This window comes from Coriobacteriia bacterium (assembly GCA_031292615.1).
In the GTDB taxonomy this organism is placed as follows: Bacteria; Actinomycetota; Coriobacteriia; order Anaerosomatales; family JAAXUF01; genus JARLGT01.
The window spans coordinates 1-17,670 of the sequence record JARLGT010000115.1 but is presented as its reverse complement, the minus strand read 5'-3'; the positions used below and the strand labels follow the sequence as shown (position 1 = coordinate 17,670).

The window sequence follows — 17,670 nt, the reverse complement described above, 5'->3', positions numbered from 1 at the left end:
GGGGTTGGCCGTTCCCACTTGATTCCCACTCGCTAGGGTGGAATCACGCAGTTTCGACCCGCCCAACAGGTATCGTCAAGACTCAGAGCTGCGGCGGCAACTAGGCGTACGCGCCGTGGCACTTCTTGTACTTCTTGCCGCTGCCGCAGGGACACAGGTCGTTCCTGCCGACGTTGGCCCACGGGTCGTTGACGTCCTTAATGACCTGCGCAGCCTTCGCGCCACCGGCAGCGGCCGATGCCGCATCGATCTGCTCTTGCGACGGGCCGCCGAGACCGAACTGGTCGGCCGCAGCTGCGGCGCCCGCGAAGATAGAGCCCTCGGCCGGACCCGAGTACGTGGCGTTGGAGAACGAAGCAGCCATCTCGGGTTCGGGCTCGAAGATGACCTCGATGTGCAGCAGCGTGCGCAGGAAGTCCTCGTTGATCGCCTGCACGAGGCCGCCGAACATCTCGTAGGCCTCGGACTTGTACTCGACGATCGGGTCGCGCTGACCCATCGCGCGCAGACCGATACCCTCCTTGAGGTAGTCCATCTCCTGGAGGTGGTCCATCCAGCGCGTGTCAATCACGCGCAGCATCACCTGGCGCTCGAGGTCACGAACGTTCTCGAGCCCCAGCTCCTCCTCCTTCTTACCGTAGAGCTCCAGGGCGCGGCCCATCAGGGCATCGGCCAGCTCATGGGGGTTGTCCACGTCGCCGCGGGCCTCCTCCACAAAACCGTCGATGCCCGTCAAGTCGCGGTACCACGTCGCCAGCCCGTCCCAATCCCACTCTTCTGAGTAGGTGCGCTCCGGGGCGAACTCGAGCACACCGCCGGTGACCGTCTCGGCCATCATCTCTTCGACGCGCTCGTGGATATCCTTGCCGTCCAGGATGCGATTGCGCTCCTGGTAGATCACCTCGCGCTGCTTGTTCATGACGTCGTCGTACTCGAGCACGTACTTACGTGCGCTGAAGTTCATCGACTCGACCTGGCGCTGTGCGCTCTCGATCGCCTTGCTGACGAGCCCTGCTTGGATTGGCATGTCGTCGGGGATCTCGGTGCGCTGCATCATCGAGCTGATGCGGTCCATCCGGTCGCCACCGAACAGGCGCATCAGATCGTCTTCGAGCGACAGGTAGAACTGCGACAGGCCCGGGTCGCCCTGGCGTCCCGAGCGGCCACGCAGCTGGTTGTCGATACGACGCGAGTCGTGACGTTCGGTGCCGAGAACCGCAAGGCCGCCGGCCTCGACCACGTTACGGTGCTCGTCGGCCGTGATGCGCTTGGCCTCGGCGAGACACTCGGCTTGCTGCTCCTCGGTGATCTCGGCCGGGTCGATACCACGACCACGGGCGATCTCCTCCCAGAGGAACTCAGCGTTACCGCCGAGGATGATGTCGGTACCACGACCGGCCATGTTGGTCGCGATCGTGACGGTCCCCACGCGGCCAGCCTGCGCAACGATGTGCGCCTCGGATTCGTGGAACTTCGCGTTCAGAACGCTGTGCTTCACGCCGCGCTTGGTCAGCAGACGCGAGAGCTTCTCGGAGTTCTCGATCGAGATCGTGCCTACGAGGCACGGCTGACCGGCGTCGTGGCGTGCCTGGATCTCATCGGCGCAGGCGTCAAACTTCGCCTCGACCGTGCGGTAGATCAGGTCGTTGCGATCGTCGCGGACCATGTCGCGGTTGGTCGGGATGACCATGACCGGCAGCTTGTAGATCTCGCGGAATTCGGCGTCTTCAGTCACGGCCGTACCGGTCATGCCCGAGAGCTTGTCGTAGAGGCGGAAGTAGTTCTGCAGCGTGATGGTCGCGAGCGTCTGGTTCTCCTCGCGTACGTGCACGCGCTCCTTGGCCTCGATGGCCTGGTGCAGACCCTCCGAGTAACGCCGTCCGTACATGAGGCGACCGGTGAACTCGTCGACGATCATGATCTCGCCGTCTTTGACGACGTAATCGACGTCGCGCTTGAAGAGGAACTGCGCCTTGAGTGCCTGCTGCAGGTGGTTGACCAGCTGGCCCGACGGGTCCGCGTAGATGTTCTCGATGCCGACATCGCGCTCGATCTTGCGCAGGCCGTCCTCGGTCGCCGCAATCGTGCGCTTGCCCTCGTCGAGCTCGAAGTCGATGTCCTCACGCAGGCGCGGGACGACCTTCGCGAACTGCTTGTACGTGTCGGCGGACTTGGTTCCGGCTCCCGAGATGATCAGCGGGGTTCTGGCCTCATCGATGAGGATCGAGTCGACTTCGTCGACGATCGCGTACGCATGGCCGCGCTGCACGCGGTCGCCAGCACGCACGACCATGTTGTCGCGCAGATAGTCGAAGCCGAACTCGGCGTTGGTGCCATACGTGACGTCGGCAGCGTAGGCCGGGATGCGGCGAGCCGGGTCCATCTCGGACTGGATGATGCCGACGTCCATGCCGAGGAAGCGATAGATCTGGCCCATCCACTCGCTGTCGCGCTTGGCCAGATAGTCGTTGACCGTGACGACGTGGATCCCGTTGCCCGGCAGCGCATTGAGGTAGCCGGCCAGAGTTGAGACGAGCGTCTTGCCCTCGCCCGTCTTCATCTCGGCGATCATACCGTCGTTGAGCACCATGGCGCCGATGCACTGGACGTCGAAGTGCCGCATGCCGAGGGTGCGCTGTGAAGCCTCGCGCGTGACGGCAAAGGCCTCGGGCATCATCGCGTTGAGGTCCTCGCCGTTGGCGAGGCGCTCGCGAAACTCGACCGTCTTGGCGGCGAGCTGCGTGTCGGAAAGCGGCTGGATCGAGCTCTCGAGCTCGTTGATGCGACCGACGACTTGCTCGTAGCCGCGAAGCTGCCTGCCCTCACCTAGCGTGAGGAGCTTCTGGAGGAAGTTGGCCATCTGTATCTACACCTTCGAATGGTGGGGGTTTCATGGGGCGAAAGCAGCCACGATTCTACCACAGGGCCTGCCCGCAACCCGCCGAGCAACCCCGCCCACGTGGGTGCGAACGAACGCATCAGCGCGAGGCCCATTGGGTCCGATTGACGGTGTTTGCGGCTCTCGGACGGTGCCCCTCAGGAGACTCCCTCTCCTCACCTACTCGAGCCGCGCCGCCGCTCGTGGAGCCCACAAGTGGGCGACCCAGCAAGCCTCGCGCTGGCCGATCGTTAGCGAGACGATCGACATGTAAGCATCGTAGGAAACGCACCTTACCAAAACCTTACCCGCGCCATCGAAATCCGCGGAAAGGTCTAGGCGGTCGGAATCAGTCGACCAGCGGGTCAAGCGGGGTGATTCTCGGCTTACCCTCCATGACGAGGATCTGCTCGTAGAGCGCACGAGTCTCCGCCGAAGGATCCAGGCCGAGGTCCTCGGAGAGCTTCGAGCGGCACTGCAGGTAGGTGTCGATGGCGCCGCTGCGTTGGCCTGCTGCAATCTGGCAACGGAGGGCAACTTGATAGAGGTCCTCGCGCAGCGGATCGGTCTGGATTGCTCGGCGCGCGTAGACCAGCGCGTTGCCTGGGTCGTCGGCCTCCATAAGGATCGCGCCTGCCGCTAGCATCGCATCGACAAACCGTGTCCGGTACTCGTCGCGCAGGTTCGCGAACCAGTCGTCGTACACGTCACCCGGTAGAAGGTCGCCGCGGTAAAGCGACGAGAGGCGCTCGTAGTGCTGCAGCGCCTCGCCGAGTTCCCCAGCGTCCACGTGCTTCTTCGCGCCCGCCAGTAGCCGATCGAAGTCGTCGACGTCACAGCGGATGTTGTCTCGGACTGCTCGGCAAACCCCGCCGACGGCCTCGAAGTACGGGAAGGGTGTCCCTTTGGCGCTTTCGCCCATCAGAACCGACTTCATCGTGCTCCAGACGACGTACAGGTTGTTCTTGGCCCGCTCGGGATCCATGTCACCGAACAGGTACTCGAACAGCTGGTCGCGCGGTACGTCCTGTCCGCGGCGCAATACCAACATCGCGAACAGTAGCCGCGCCTTGCGCTTGCGCCAATCCTTCTCCCGCACCGAGTGCCCGCCAATGGACACCTCAAGTCCGCCGAAGAAGCGCGCGTGGCACACCGGCAGACCGTCGCGTGCAACGAATCGGCCGAACTCCTCCTCGCCGAGAAGCCGCGTGCCGAGAACCCTCCAGGTATCGGCGTCCAGCCACGAGTGGGTCTCGACGAGGATGCTCTCAGAGGACTCCGGAGGAATCATGCGCAGCATGTGCGCCGGGAGGGCTTCGGGGGTTAGTACGATTGCCAGCATACCCAGCACTTCTGGGAAAGCGCGACAGTACATCGCAACTTGCAGGTTGACGCTCTCGGTCAAGATGTAGTCCGCAAAGGGTCGTATTCTCTCGAGACCGGACTCTGCCGCGCCTGCGCGATGGTCACACACAGCAAGGATCATTGCTGCCTGTATGGAGTGGAATGGGTTGTCAGTCACGCTCTCTTCGAGCGTGGACTCGACCCAATTCCTGGCCGCCAGTCCGTCTCCTGCCGACAGAAGGCAGGACGCCACTTGGAACGCCGCAAGCCGGCGAAAACCCATGACATCCTGAACCGAAAGACCGTCCAAAGACTGCTCTGCCTCGGTCAGCGCCTCCTCGACTCTGCCTGTCGCCAACAACGCTTGGCTGAGACTCACCCTGTTCACAGCGACGTCAGTGGTATCCTTGGCCGTCACGGAGAACGCGATGCCGCGGCGTATCTCGGCTATGCCGCCCTCCGCATCACCTTGCGCATAGCGCGCGATACCCAGCACCGGCAGATACGAACCGGCGTAGACATCTAGTCCGTATTCTTCTGCTTCAGCAACGACGTCCCGCACGAGCGATTCCGCCCATTCGCTCCTGCCGCACTCGACTAGGCACTGCGCCATGTTGCCCTTCACCTTGATCCTGGTAGAGGGCGTATCTTTGGGATCGTCCATCATCCTTGCGAGGAGTCTCCGGCTAGCCTGAAAATCGCCCCTAGTTAGCGCCGGGATGATTGCCAATGAGTTCTGAGCCAGCCGAGCAATGTGGCATGACTCCTGACCATCCGCGCACAACCTAAGAACCGCTTCAAAGGGCATCTCGGCGGACCTTAGGTCACCACGCCACACCCGACCATACCCGACACAGAACAGAGCTTCCGCCAAGAGCATGTCGTCAACGTACTCGGCGCGCGAATCCGTCACTTCTTGTGCAAGGCTGTCCGCCTCCTCAAGCCTGCCCATGCACTGTAGCGCGAGCAGCGTCTGCGCAATCGCCCCACCTATGACAGCATTGTCGCGCTCGTGCTCTGCCAGTAGTCGTGCCGCTTTCGCTTTTGCAAACGACTCTTCATAGCGTCCCGTCTCGTAGCAGACACGCGACCAGAGCACAAGCGTGCCGGCTTCTGACATCAACGAGGAAACCGACATCGACTGCAGCAACCGTGCGAGCGCAGTGACGTGGCCTGCCGCGAATGCGTCTCCGCCGTACTGCGCCAGCCAGGTCCGCGCCATCTCTTCATCCGAATACCTGATCAGCAACTCGCACGCCCGCGAGTACTCCGCATGCTGGGTCAGCAGCCCGATCGCGCGAGACCGGACCTCCCCCGAGAGCCCAAGCTGGTGTTCCTCGAGATACGCATCGACAATGTCGTGCACCCGGAACCCAAGCGCGCCTTCCGAAGTCCGCACCGCCTGAAATAGCGGCAGTATGGATGCGATCCTCCGAAGTACTGAAGCCGACTCATCTACCCCGAGCAGACCGAGGTCCCGTTCAGTGCCCGACTTAAGGGCCGCGGCCGATGATAGCGCCTGAATGTCATCAGTGGCCATGTCTCCGAGCGCGCGATCTAGCCAAGCGTCTAGAGTGACGGCACGGCCGCTCCCGGGGTTCTTCCCAAACCTTGACGCTTGGATTGCCATTGCCGAGAACAGAGCGGCGTGTCCTGACGTCGCGTCACGAAGCTCCTGGATCTCGTCGGACTTCAGGTCAAGCCCGAGCTCGCACGCCAACTGCTCGGCCTCGTCGCCTTGGAGCGCCAGATCGTGACCGTCTATGAGGCACCAGCCACACCGGGCCTTGGTCGACCATCGGGCAACAGAGCGTGTGGTCACGACAAGTCTCCCCCCGGCACGCCACAGCGCAATACCTGCCTCACACAAGAACTCGAGGTCGCCGACGGTAGATCCCGGGCCGAAGTCATCCAGCACCACACAGACGCCATCGCCCTGGTCAGCTGTCTTCGCTGCGTCAACGATCTCGGAGAGGTAGTTCCCGGGAGACGACCGACCCACTGGCGTCTTCGCGATGGCCGAGCCTAGACCCCTGAGAACAAGTTCGCAAATCTCAGGCGGCCCAAGTGGCACTCCATCCGCAGAAAGCCAAGCCACGACCCCGGCGAATCGGTTGGAGAACTGCGCTGCGAGGAAGGACTTCCCAGAGCCAGACGGGCCAAATAGGACCGTCGGTCTTCCCCCCGCCGCCGACATCTGTCTCAGCAGGCGCTCCCGGACTACTCCGGAGCCATAGTCAGGAACCCCTCGCACCCCATCAGACACACGCACGCCAGCCTCCTTTGAAGCAGCGGCGAGGGGAGCCCAGACTTCCGATTGAATGCATTTCTATTACAACGCGTCGGAAGACGCAACTAGTGCAGTGGTGAACCATGGATGTTCGCACCCCCCGACACCCCTTCCGATGAGATCATTGCGTTGGCCACGATTGTCGCAACCCCGACCGCTAACAGGATATCTCCGATGCTCAGCAAGTACTGTTGCCCTAGGATCGGGAGCCGAATCGCGTCCCCAGCCCACACGGCGACAGTTCCCAAGTGAGCCAGCTGGTAGAAACCGCCGCTAGCGGCAGACACACTCACCGCCGTGGTATGAGCGTCAGCCGGCGTCACCACAGGCATTGCGCCGTTGACGAGAACGACATTGATATTCAACAGCACCCCGACCGCAGCGAGTACCGCACCTGGTTGGCTTGCGTTCGAGAACATCAGCGCCGCCAGCCCGATTGACGCCGCCGCCCACACGACCAGGCCCCAAGTCGTCGCTGACGCGCCGACAATTCGGCCGCGAGAGAACGCTTGAGCGAGAAACAGAGCGAGTACTGCCGCCTCGCCACGGAAGCGAAGCTTGGACACGCTAGCCAGATTCCCCCCAGCCGCGAACCCCGCAAGGACCCCCACAAGGATGGCGGCAAGCGCGACCATTAGCTCACGGCCGGAATCCGGTAGCCCAAACGTAGGGCGGCTCCAACAGCACGCGCCTTGACAGATGCGGGGACCCGATGCGCCACCTGGTCTAGCAGGCTGTGACGATGGGCAGCCGCTACCTGTGGGTGATACTCAGCATCGATATCGCTGGCAAGTGACACCACGAGCGCCGCCAGTAGGTCGCCTTCGTCTGTGGACTGCCCCGAATCCGCGCCATCACAGATGCGCAGGATCGGCTCGATGCGCTCGAAGAACTCAACACCCCTGACCACGTCCGAGGACGGGGTTTGATGAACGTGCTCATCCCAATCGGAGTCGGGACCTTCGGCGAGCTCTCCAAGATCATGCAGCAAAGCGGCGTAGCTGATTCGCTCAACTTCGCTGGCAGACAGTCCAATCTTCATGGCAATAGACCTCGCGAGCGCCGCAGTCCGATCCGCATGACCGGCTCGCCGCTCATCTTGGCTTTCGGCTGCCTCGACGAGTACCTCAACTGTCGCCCTGTATGTTTCACGGATATCCAAGAAGAGCGCGTATGACTGGCGCATTAGTAGAAGCAGCACGACCACTGGGACAAGACTCCATTGGCGCATCTGACCGTATGTAATCAGCAGAAGGACAGCCGTTGACCACTGCGCCGCTATCAGCGGTGCTTGCGACTTGGCGTTGCCACTCAGAAGCCGCACGAGCGGACGACCCGTGATGAGCGCCGCGACGCCCTGAGCAACCAGCAGTTCGACAAGGAGGAACACAGCTGGGACAACAACGAAGACAAGGGCTTGGCTCTCTGACGCGAGCGAAGTCAACAGAATCGCGCTGGCCATGCCCCAGGCAATAGCGCGTGAGCTAGCGACGGCGAACACCCGCCGCAGCGACTCCGGACCGCGCCTGATCAAGTGCGCACCGAAAGCCGACATCAGCGAGATAGCCAGGGCATACCACGGTCCAAGAACGACGATCGCAGCGGCGCACAGCGCACCCGCTACTCCGGTGCTGTCGCCCCTTGGCAGCGAGATATCGTAGAAATCCAACAGGAGCGCTGCCGCCAGGAAACAGAGTGCTCCAAGCCATGTCGCGTCCAGCGGCTGGAAGGACGAAACGAGGAATGAAGGTGCGAAAGGCGAGGTCATTGCGCATCACCGATCACATGCGCTGAAGTGACAACCTCGGGCGGGCCCTCGCTGTTTGCGAACTTGCTTTGCCCGATTCCTACCTCAATGAACACGCGAACTACTTCGGGGTCGAACTGCGTGCCGGCACCGCCAAGGAGCTCCGCCACAGCCTGCTCTTGGTTCAGTGCTGGGCGATAAGCCCGGGTGGTTGTCATCGCGTCAAAACTGTCAGCCACAGCGAGGATGCGCGCCGCAATGGGCATCTCGGACCCATCCACGCCCCTGGGATATCCAGTGCCGTCGATTCGCTCGTGGTGCTGGGCTACCGTGTCGGCAAGATCTCGAAGGTGAGGGATTCGCTTGACCATTTCTGCGCCGCGAGACGGATGCTCACGGATTCGATCCATCTCCTCGGCGCTGAGTCTCCCCGGCTTGCTGAGAACAGCCCCCGGCACCGCGAGCTTGCCCAGATCATGGAGCAGGCCCGCATACTCCAGACGCTCGAGCGCTCGCTGCTCGAGGCCACACGCCACGCCTAACTCGGCAGCATAGCCTGACACGCGCTCCGAATGCCCCCGCGTATACGGGTCCTTGGCCTCAAGCGCACCGATCAGAGAGCGAATCGTATCTACATATGCGGTCTTGAGCCCTGCGTAGCGAAGGTAGAGCTGGCGAGCGACCACAAGCGGCGCAACGAACAGGGGCAGCGCCCAGTAGCTGATTGCCAGAACTTGCGCAATGAGCACCCCCACGAACACCAGTGCGAATTGAGTTGGCACGAACGCGACCATGGCCTTGGTCGTATCTTGAAGGGACGTGCGCGTAAGGAGGGCTCTGCCGCCCGCAGTCAGCAGCATGTTGCCAAAGACGCTGAGAATCGCCATCACGACCAGTGGAAACAGTACCTTGGGAAAGTCCGCGGCGTTGAGCGGCTTTGAGAAGACGGCCGAGACCTGGAGCACACGGCCGCCAAGCCAAACGTACACCGCCGCGGCGAATCCGGTGCTCAGAACCACTTGGGCCAAGTTGAATAGAAGTACGCTGGGCGGCTTGCCCTGTCTGAGTTCCCGAGTACTTATCTCGGAAGATGCGGCAACGATGCAGGCCGCGGTCGGTCCGCACAGCACGGCACTGGCAATCCCGAGCGGAAACGACAGCGACAGCTGGTACGGTTCAATCGAGAACGCGAAGTTCTCCGACAAGAGTACGGCGGCGATGAGCAAGACCATCTGCACCGAGAGCTGCGGTGGATAGCGAGTCCAAAGGGTAGCGAGCATGCCCACAAGCGCGATGCTGCAGGCCGCAACATAAATGAGGAAGGGGCGGGGGGTGCGCGTCTGCTTATTCAACGCGCCCCACCCGCCCCTTTCGTGCGTTGGACCGGTCGCCTCGACCGATTACAGCCTCCAGTACGCACCGCCGGCAAGAACAACGGCGGCGAGAGACGCGAGAACCAGCATCATACGCTTCATGGTGAGAAGACCCCCTTTGTGGAACTGGTGTGGTCTCCTCCCATCCCGCTAGTGATGGAAGAACGCTGTCCGCTCCGCTCGTTTCAGTGCTGACAGTGTTCGTGCGAAGTTGGTTCACGGCGCCGGTCCAAACTTGGACTGCCATTATGCAGTTGTCAGAAAGCCCATTCGGCGGTTGATCGCGTCGAGAGTCGCGCGAACAACCGAGTCGTTATCGTTCTGGCGAACCATCGCCGAGCCAGAGAATGTCTGCTCACCAATGCTGCTAACGAGAGCGATACACGACACCGCCACCTTCTCGCGGCCGAGCTTCAGAATCGCAACATCCTCCAGAGCAAAGGAGATTGTCGCGTCAGTGTACTGGCTTACAGCATCAAGTGCCGCGAGCGCGACCAAGCGTAGCCTACCTGTTTGGCTCGCAGGGCCACTTGAGTTGCCAACATACTCTCCGCCGCCAATCTCCAGCGTCACTGACGCCGACGCCTGGACACCACTGACGGTCGCGTTAATCGAGCAGATGCGCGGTCGCGCCGCCGTATTGCGATCCGAAGGGCCCTCGGCGATCTCGGGCTTGATCGAATCCCTGCCGAGCAGAGCGATCGAAATCTTCTTGTGGTCGATTGGAATACTGAAGCGGGCCATCAGGGTCGATTCGATGTCCCGAACCAGTTGTTTGGGCTGCTTTGTCGGCAGCGCCAGAACGTGAATCTCCTGGATGACTCCCTCAGGCGAAGCAACAACGCGCGCCGCCTTGATCTCCCCAACCTCAGAGAGGGCAGCCTCGATGTCCTCGACCTTGACGTGGGAAACGCTCTGATCCAACTGGGAGCTCCCCTGCTACGACTATGGCTACGCTTGACCCCGGAACATGTGCGCCCGGCCGCGCTCAGTTAGATGCGGCTCATTCGTACTCTAGGGTCTCTTCAAGAGGGGTGTCAAATGCAGGGACATGAAGAAAGGGCGCCCTCAGACGCCCTCTCTATCGAATCTCGGGAATGGGTCCGCTAAATTGTGGGCTGAATGACCCCGAAATCGCCGCCGGAACGGCGATACAGCACGTTTACCTCGCTCGTCTCGGCTGAGCGGTAGACGAAGAAATCATGGCCAAGAAGCTCGAGTTGGAGGATTGCCTCCTCCTCGGTCATGGGGACAGCCTCGATGAACTTGGTCCTCGTGACAACTGGTGTCTCGTCATCAGGAGCGACGACCTGCCCGTCTCCAGGAGCGGTCTTGACCACAGTCGGGGCATGTTTGCCGCTACGACGGTCTACAACGCGGCTCTTGTACTTCCGCATCTGAGTCTCAGCTTTGGCCGCGGCAAGATCGATCGCTGCGTGCATATCGCCCGCGGCCTCCTCGGCGCGCACGACGTGGCCCTTCAGGCGGACCGTGACCTCGGCGACGAAACGATCGGGATTCGAGCGATTCTTCTGGGCTTCTAGAACAACCTCGGCGACAAGCGCGTCGGCGTCGTGAATCTTGGCGAGACGGCCGAACTTCTCCTCGGCATAGTTGCGGGTGGACTCGGTGGGGTTCATGTGACGACCGGTGACCTTGACCTGCATCGGTTGCCTCCCTTTGCGTTCCGGACTGTGATAGGAAGATACCCCTCGCCGCATCCCACGGACGCCGCAAGGGGTATCGAGTCAAACGGATTCGCCCTGCTACGAGATGTGGCCGAGGAAGTCCTTCGTCCGTTCGCTCTTTGGGTGGTCGAAGACCTCTTCAGGCGTCCCCTGCTCGTGCACGACACCCTGGTCCATAAACACCACGCGATCGGCGACGTCGCGAGCGAAGCCCATCTCGTGCGTAACAACGATCATGGTCATGCCGCCCTTGGCCAGAGCCTTCATGACGTCGAGCACGCCGCGCACGAGCTCGGGGTCGAGCGCCGAGGTGACCTCGTCGAAGAGCATGACGTGGGGGTCCATCGCCAAGGCACGGGCTATCGCGACGCGCTGTTGCTGACCGCCGGAGAGCTGGGCCGGGAAGTAGTCGACTTTGTCGCCGAGGCCCACCTTGGTGAGCTGTTCTACAGCTATGCGCGCGGCCTCAGCCTTCGAGCGGCCGAGCACGCGCTGTTGAGCCAGCATCACGTTGCCCTGCGCGGTCAGATGCGGGAACAGGTTGAACTGCTGGAAGACCATGCCGATGTTCCTGCGCATCGCGTTCATGTTGGTGCCGGACGCGGTGATCTCGGTGTCCTCGAAGTAGATCTGCCCGACGGTCGGTTCTTCGAGCCGGTTGATGCAGCGCAGCATGGTCGACTTGCCCGAGCCCGATGGGCCCAGCACGACCACCGTCTCGCCCTTGTCCACCTCGAGGTCGACGCCCTTCAGTACCTCGAGCGAGCCGAAGGACTTGTGAAGGTTCTTGATGCGAACGATAGGTTCAGCCATTGCTACCTCGACTCATGCTCGGCGGTCGATGTGAGGAACTCGGACTCGGGGCCAGCACTCGACGGCCGCCAACGCCACCAGCTGCGACCCTTCTTCTTCTCGTCTAGAGAAGCGACCGAGCCGCCCTCGGAGACCGCAAGCTTGGCCTCGAGTACCGCCACGATGTTGATGAGCGGGATGGTGATGATGAGGTAGTAGCACGCGGCGATCATGAAAGGCGTGATGTTGCCGCTGCGCGCGACCAAGCTGTTCGAATAGAGCATCAATTCGAACACGCCGACTGCAGATAGGAGCGCCGTGTCCTTGAAGAGCAGGATGAACTCAGAAGTCATCGTCGGCAGAACGCGCTTGACCGTCTGCGGGACCACAACAAAGCCCATCGCCTGGGGGTACGTCATGCCGAGCGAACTAGCGGCCTCGAACTGCCCCTTGTTGATGGACTGGATGCCGGCTCTGAAGATCTCCGCCAGGTAGGCCGAGCTGTTGAGCGCCAGAACGATCACGCCGGTGGCAAACCACTGCACGCGCAGCCCAGCGATCGGCAGACCCACAAATGCGACCGCGATCTGCAGGAAGAGCGGCGTGCCTCGGATCACGTTCACGTATACGTTCGCAATCCATCGAATAGGCGCGATCTTTGCCATCTTCATGAACGCAAGCATGAGGCCGCCGACGATCGCGAGCGGGAACGCCAGCAGGATCAAGCTGATCGAGATAAGCCAACCCTGCCAGACAGTGGTCAGCGCAATGACCGCGTACTGCGGCTGCAGAAACAGGTTCAGGAACGGAACTGAGTTCCACTTCGCGACGAGTGGAGATTGGTCGAGTCGATGCGCGATCGATTCGCCCAACGTCGGCGTCGCAAATGAGAAGCTCGTCGTGTTCTGCGCGTTCGTCGACACGAACGTCTTCTCTTGGCCGCCCGAGAGGTACGTCACCTTCAGGCTGTAGGTTCCGCCCTTGGCTGGTGTGAGTACGTTCCCGACAGTCACTCGAAGATCGCTGCCGCCGGCAACCGGCTTCTCGAACTTCACGGTGACTACCTGCCCGGCGACACTGCTCGTGTAGGGCACGGTAACGCGGTTGAGGCCTTGGAGCGTCACGACGTCGGTCTTGGAGTCCTTGATGTCGAAACCCTCAGGGAACGCCAAGCTGATCGAGTCGAGCGTTTCGCTCGCATCGGTGTTTGCCTCGAACGTGTAGCGAATCGGCTGATCGCCTGTGCTCTGATCGAGGGTGACCTGCGCTTGGTTCAGGGCGTAGACCGGCGCAGGTCTGGCGCCCATGAGGCCGGCGGCCGCGATAAAGAGCACGATCAGCCACACCGCCAGTGCCCTCGGGCCAACCGTTCTTCTCAGACTCATCTGTCCCTCTCCCACCGTTCTGACTGAAGTGAAAAGGCCCCCGGCCCATCGGCCGGGGGCCTCTCGCGTTCCCAATCGGTCGTGCCGATCAGACGTCAGCCGCTACTGAGCGGGCGTCGTCTGGATCCACTTGTCATAGATCTGCTTGAGCTCGCCGCTCGCCTTGATCTTGCCAAGCGCATCGTTGATGGCCGTGGCCAGCTCAGGATTGTCCTTCGCGATGCCGATGCCATACTGCTCGCCCGTCGCGATCGAGTCGATGATCGTGAAGCCGCGGGTCGGGCCTTCCTTGATGATCTCGACGCTCACAGGAAGGTCGTTGACAACGGCGTCAACGGTCTTTGCCTGAAGCGCGTTGAAAGCGTCAGTTGCGGTCTTGAACGGGACGATCTTGGCGCCATGCGGGACCAGGTGCTCTGTGGCCCACTTCTCACCCGTGGTGCCGGACTGCACGGCGATCTTCTTGCCGTAGAGCTGGGTCTCAGTCGTGATGCCCGAGCTCTTGAGAACGGCAACCGACTGGTTCGAGTCGAAGTACGGATCCGAGAAGATGATCGTCTTCTGGCGTTCGGGCGTGATCGTCATACCCGATGCAATCGCGTCGAACTTGTGGCCGTTCACGCTGGCGATGATGGTGTCAAAACCCTCGGTCTGGAAGACGACCTTCAGGCCCATCTGCTTGCCGATGGCGTTCATCATGTCGACGTCAAAACCCTCGGCAGTCTGGCCGTTCATCGACTCGAACGGCGGGAAAGACGTGTCCGAGCCCACGGTCAGCTGCCCCGGGGTCACAAGCTTGTAGGCCGGTGTCGCAGGTGTGGTGCTGCTACCCGTTGTGCTAGCCGGTGTGGTGGTCGTGCTCTGCCCGCAGCCAGTGAGCGCCACAAGGGCGAACACCAAGGCAACCGCGAGCAGCAGGCCAACGTACTTACGCGCCTTCTGCATCGTTCCTCCTCGTCGTTTCCGACATGCGTATCTGGCACCCCAGCCAGACGCTCGGCAAACTTCAATGCATAATCATACACGCTTACTGCAAGGACGCGAGTCCGATTTGTGGTATCCAGAACAGGTCGAATCTGATTCAGAAGTTGGCTCGATGTATTCTCACCTGCTCGTTTATGCGATGCAGAATCGCACTCGGTGCGCCTTCGTCCTAGGGAGACGTCAGCTGGCTTGATGGCATCGTTGAGGTCACTTCACTCGCTAGCGGCACTGTCGATGCATCTTCGCCGGCGAGTGGAAGCTTGGGCAACCCGCCCACCCAGGTGGCGCGAATCGCCTCGAGCACGCCGTCCGACGCCATCGAGTCGAGCGTCAGGCGCACCGCATCGCCAAGTCGCGAGTTGTCCGCCGAGACGGCGATGCCGAGCGGGTGCGCGGTCGCGAGGGCGCCGGCGTAGCGCACGCTCGGATAGTCGCGAGCCATGTAGGCGCCGACGAGAGCATCACCACCAACTGCCGCCACGTCGCCTCGCACCAGCGCCGCAAGCGCCTCCCGGAGTGTGGGAAAAGCAGCCACGCCGCCGGTGCCGCGGTCCTGGGCCAGTAGCCAGTACGCCTCGGAGTCCTGTTGAGCGCCGATCTTGACGCCGTCTAGCGCTCCCGCCGCGCTCGTAGGCGTGACCGACATGCTGGTGGCGGTCGAGAAGAGTGCGGGGCCGTCGGCCAGGTACGTCCCCGCGATGCTCGCCCGAGTCAGAACATCGGCCGAGAACGGAGCGGACAGCCCAACATCGATGCGGTTGTCCGCGAGCGCAGTGGCCAACTCGGAGGCCTTGACGTCGATGATCTGCACCTTGAGGCCCAGCCGTCCGGCCAGCGCCGATGCCACGTCGATGTCGAGTCCTGCTTGGCGAGAGTCCTGAACGCCACCAAACGGCGGATACGAGAGGTCGACGCCGGCGCGCAGCACGCCCGCCTCGTGAATGGTGGGCGGAGCGAGCTGTGGCGTGAGCGGCGACGGCGGCTCGGCGCCACCTGCACATCCGCCGAGCGGCAAGAGAGCGCACAGTGCAAGCGCGGCCACGGCGGCGGCGATGCCGACCCGGCGAACCTGCCTCACAGTGCGCGCCTCCCCTTCAAGTCGTGGGTGCTCCCGCCCGGCTGACCTGGTCTTTGGCCCCACACTCGCGTACTGGAGCTTCCGCTTGATGCTATCTCACTACCGGCTCTCTCGCCCGAGACCGCGGGATGCGATCGTAATCGGGCGGTACGACTTACCCCTAAGACGCGCCATGCTCGCGCGATGACTCGCGCCACCGGCTTACGTGGGTTCTTTCGGCCGCGTCTACCGTGAACTAAGGCGCCGAAGCGCCCGCAACCACAGACCCGGGCGGGAGCAGGCACGATTCTAGCACGCGGCTCCGACGCCCGAACGCGGCTACCAAGCGCGAGCGACGGTGGCGCACCGCACTTCTTCGGCACCGGAGCCCAGCAACACATCGGCCGCTGCGTCCAGCGTGGAGCCAGTCGTGAACACGTCGTCGCACAGCAACACGTTGCCGCTCACGGCCACGTCTGCCGAGAAACTGCCTGCAGCGTTGCGCGCGCGTTCGACTCGGCCAAGCGTGCGTTGGTCAACGGCGGACGCGCGCACCAGAGCGTCTGAGAGCGGCAGGCCGAGTTGCTCGGCGACGTGTGTGGCGATCGCCCGGCCGTGGTCGAAACCGCGTCGCCGCAGCGCCGCGCGCGTAGCCGGTATGAATGTGACCGACTCGGCCCATCCCGGCCAGGCGGACGCGACCTGCTCGGCGAGTAGCGAGCCCAGAACCGCGCCGAGGCGCTGCTCGCCCGCGTCCTTGTGCAGCACGACCGCGCGTGCGAGTTGCGACTCGAACTCGCCCAGCGACAGTGCAGCCGAGAACGCCCACTCGCGACTCCAGCACTCCGTGCACACGAGGTGGCCGTACGGCGCTCCGCAGCGAGGACAGGCGCCGAGACCGTCTATGCGCGGAAGGGTGTCTCGGCAGGTATCGCACAGGACGGCGCCGGGAAGCTCGCATCCCGCGCAGCGTGTGGGATAGACCAGCTCCGTGAGTGCTTCGAGTAGCCGCATGCCACGTCCCCCTCGGGCACGTCGGCAGTTGACCAGCTAGCGAAACGCTAGGAGCTGCACCAGCGGCAGCGTGAGTGCTGAGGCAGCGGTAGTCACGAAGATCGCCGACGCGATGAAATCGGTGTCGAGCCCAAACCGCTCGCCTACCACCAATGTGAGCATCATCGCCGGCATCCCCGCCTCCAGCACGGCCACCTGCAACGGCACGCCGGGCCCAAGCAAGACCAGCCCAAGGGCCAGCCCGATCACGGGCGCTGCCAGCAAGCGCAGGCCAGTGAGCGTTGCAAGCGGAAGTGCCTGACGACCGATGGTTCGCCAACGAAGCGAGACGCCCACGGAGATCATGATGAGCGGTGCCACCATGTTGGCGAGCAGTCCTAACCCATCCATTACCGGGCTCGGAATCGGCACGGTGCGCAGCAGAAGCGCGGCCGCAAGTGCGATGACAGCGGGGAAGGTCACCAGCTCGCGAAGCGGGTTGATGCGCGCCTCGTCGTTGGTTCCGAATCGTTGCGCGACCAGCAGGCCTACGAGCGCCAGCGCGAACACCGTCCCGAAGACGTCGTAGAAGATCGCCTCCGTCAGATGCTCCGTACCCAGCAAGGCGGCCGTGATGGGATAGCCGATGTAGCCGGTGTTTCCCAGTGCGGTTGCGACGATGAAGCCCCCAGCGACCTCCCGTGGAAGCTTAAGGAGCCGGGCGCCGAGCCAACCGAGCGCCAGCATCACCCCGAAGACAAGCCAGGCGACCGCGACCACTCCGAGCAGGTCCGTGCGCAGCGCGGCGCCATGAACCGCTCGGAAGATGTAGGCAGGAAGGCCGACGTAGATGATGACGGCGTTGATGGGCTTCGCGTGCTCGCGCCGAAGGACGCCGGTCGCGCGAAGCAGCGCACCGACGCCCACGATCGCCGTGAAGGTTAGGATCGTGGACGCCAGCGCGGTTGCAGTCATGTGATGCTAGTTCTCGCTCGGGCCCTCGGCGAAGTCCTCGGGAGGCGCAGCGTAATCCGGGTTGCGGATGTCGCCCGCCGAGAACTCCAGACCCTCCATGCGAAGCTCGTGGATGCCGCCGGAGCGCATCATGCTGAGAGCCAGCACCGTCTCGTAGTCCGGAG

At 62.7% G+C, this 17,670-nt stretch carries 13 protein-coding genes; all 13 read right to left on the bottom strand.

The genetic code is table 11. The features are described 5' to 3' along the window. Positions 1-100 precede the first annotated feature (100 nt). The 13 genes from secA to P4L93_10575 all read right to left on the bottom strand — a co-directional run bounded on the left by secA (position 101) and on the right by P4L93_10575 (position 17,506). Positions 101-2,860 (bottom strand): preprotein translocase subunit SecA, encoded by a 2,760-nt coding sequence (gene secA / locus P4L93_10635; GenBank protein MDR3687400.1) that lies wholly within the window; start codon positions 2,858-2,860, stop codon positions 101-103. Between the two features lie 367 nt (positions 2,861-3,227). Next, positions 3,228-6,044, bottom strand: a complete 2,817-nt coding sequence (locus P4L93_10630) for a bacterial transcriptional activator domain-containing protein (GenBank protein ID MDR3687399.1) — start codon at positions 6,042-6,044, stop codon at positions 3,228-3,230. 533 nt (positions 6,045-6,577) lie between these two features. Beyond that, positions 6,578-7,078: a DUF5317 family protein gene (locus P4L93_10625; protein MDR3687398.1), complete on the bottom strand. Its 501-nt coding sequence runs from the start codon at positions 7,076-7,078 to the stop codon at positions 6,578-6,580. A 68-nt stretch (positions 7,079-7,146) separates the two neighbouring features. Further along, entirely contained in the window at positions 7,147-8,181 is a 1,035-nt protein-coding gene (locus tag P4L93_10620) for an HD domain-containing protein (protein ID MDR3687397.1), read from the bottom strand. A gap of 95 nt (positions 8,182-8,276) precedes the next feature. Further along, positions 8,277-9,611: an HD-GYP domain-containing protein gene (locus P4L93_10615; protein MDR3687396.1), complete on the bottom strand. Its 1,335-nt coding sequence runs from the start codon at positions 9,609-9,611 to the stop codon at positions 8,277-8,279. A gap of 267 nt (positions 9,612-9,878) precedes the next feature. Further along, entirely contained in the window at positions 9,879-10,556 is a 678-nt protein-coding gene (locus tag P4L93_10610; GenBank protein MDR3687395.1) for a hypothetical protein, read from the bottom strand. A gap of 182 nt (positions 10,557-10,738) precedes the next feature. After that, on the bottom strand, positions 10,739-11,299 hold the full coding sequence (gene raiA / locus P4L93_10605; protein MDR3687394.1) for a ribosome-associated translation inhibitor RaiA: 561 nt from the start codon (positions 11,297-11,299) through the stop codon (positions 10,739-10,741). 99 nt (positions 11,300-11,398) lie between these two features. Next, positions 11,399-12,133 (bottom strand): amino acid ABC transporter ATP-binding protein, encoded by a 735-nt coding sequence (locus P4L93_10600; GenBank protein MDR3687393.1) that lies wholly within the window; start codon positions 12,131-12,133, stop codon positions 11,399-11,401. Positions 12,134-12,135: 2 nt separating this feature from the next. Then, the gene (locus tag P4L93_10595) at positions 12,136-13,497 is read right to left on the bottom strand and encodes an ABC transporter permease subunit (protein MDR3687392.1); all 1,362 of its coding nucleotides are present in this window, start codon (positions 13,495-13,497) and stop codon (positions 12,136-12,138) included. Between the two features lie 102 nt (positions 13,498-13,599). Further along, positions 13,600-14,442: a basic amino acid ABC transporter substrate-binding protein gene (locus P4L93_10590; protein MDR3687391.1), complete on the bottom strand. Its 843-nt coding sequence runs from the start codon at positions 14,440-14,442 to the stop codon at positions 13,600-13,602. A 208-nt stretch (positions 14,443-14,650) separates the two neighbouring features. Continuing rightward, entirely contained in the window at positions 14,651-15,559 is a 909-nt protein-coding gene (locus P4L93_10585) for an ABC transporter substrate-binding protein (GenBank protein MDR3687390.1), read from the bottom strand. A gap of 318 nt (positions 15,560-15,877) precedes the next feature. Beyond that, complete coding sequence (locus P4L93_10580; GenBank protein ID MDR3687389.1) at positions 15,878-16,552, bottom strand: ComF family protein; 675 nt, start codon at positions 16,550-16,552, stop codon at positions 15,878-15,880. 36 nt (positions 16,553-16,588) lie between these two features. Continuing rightward, positions 16,589-17,506 (bottom strand): AEC family transporter, encoded by a 918-nt coding sequence (locus P4L93_10575; protein MDR3687388.1) that lies wholly within the window; start codon positions 17,504-17,506, stop codon positions 16,589-16,591. Positions 17,507-17,670 lie beyond the last annotated feature (164 nt).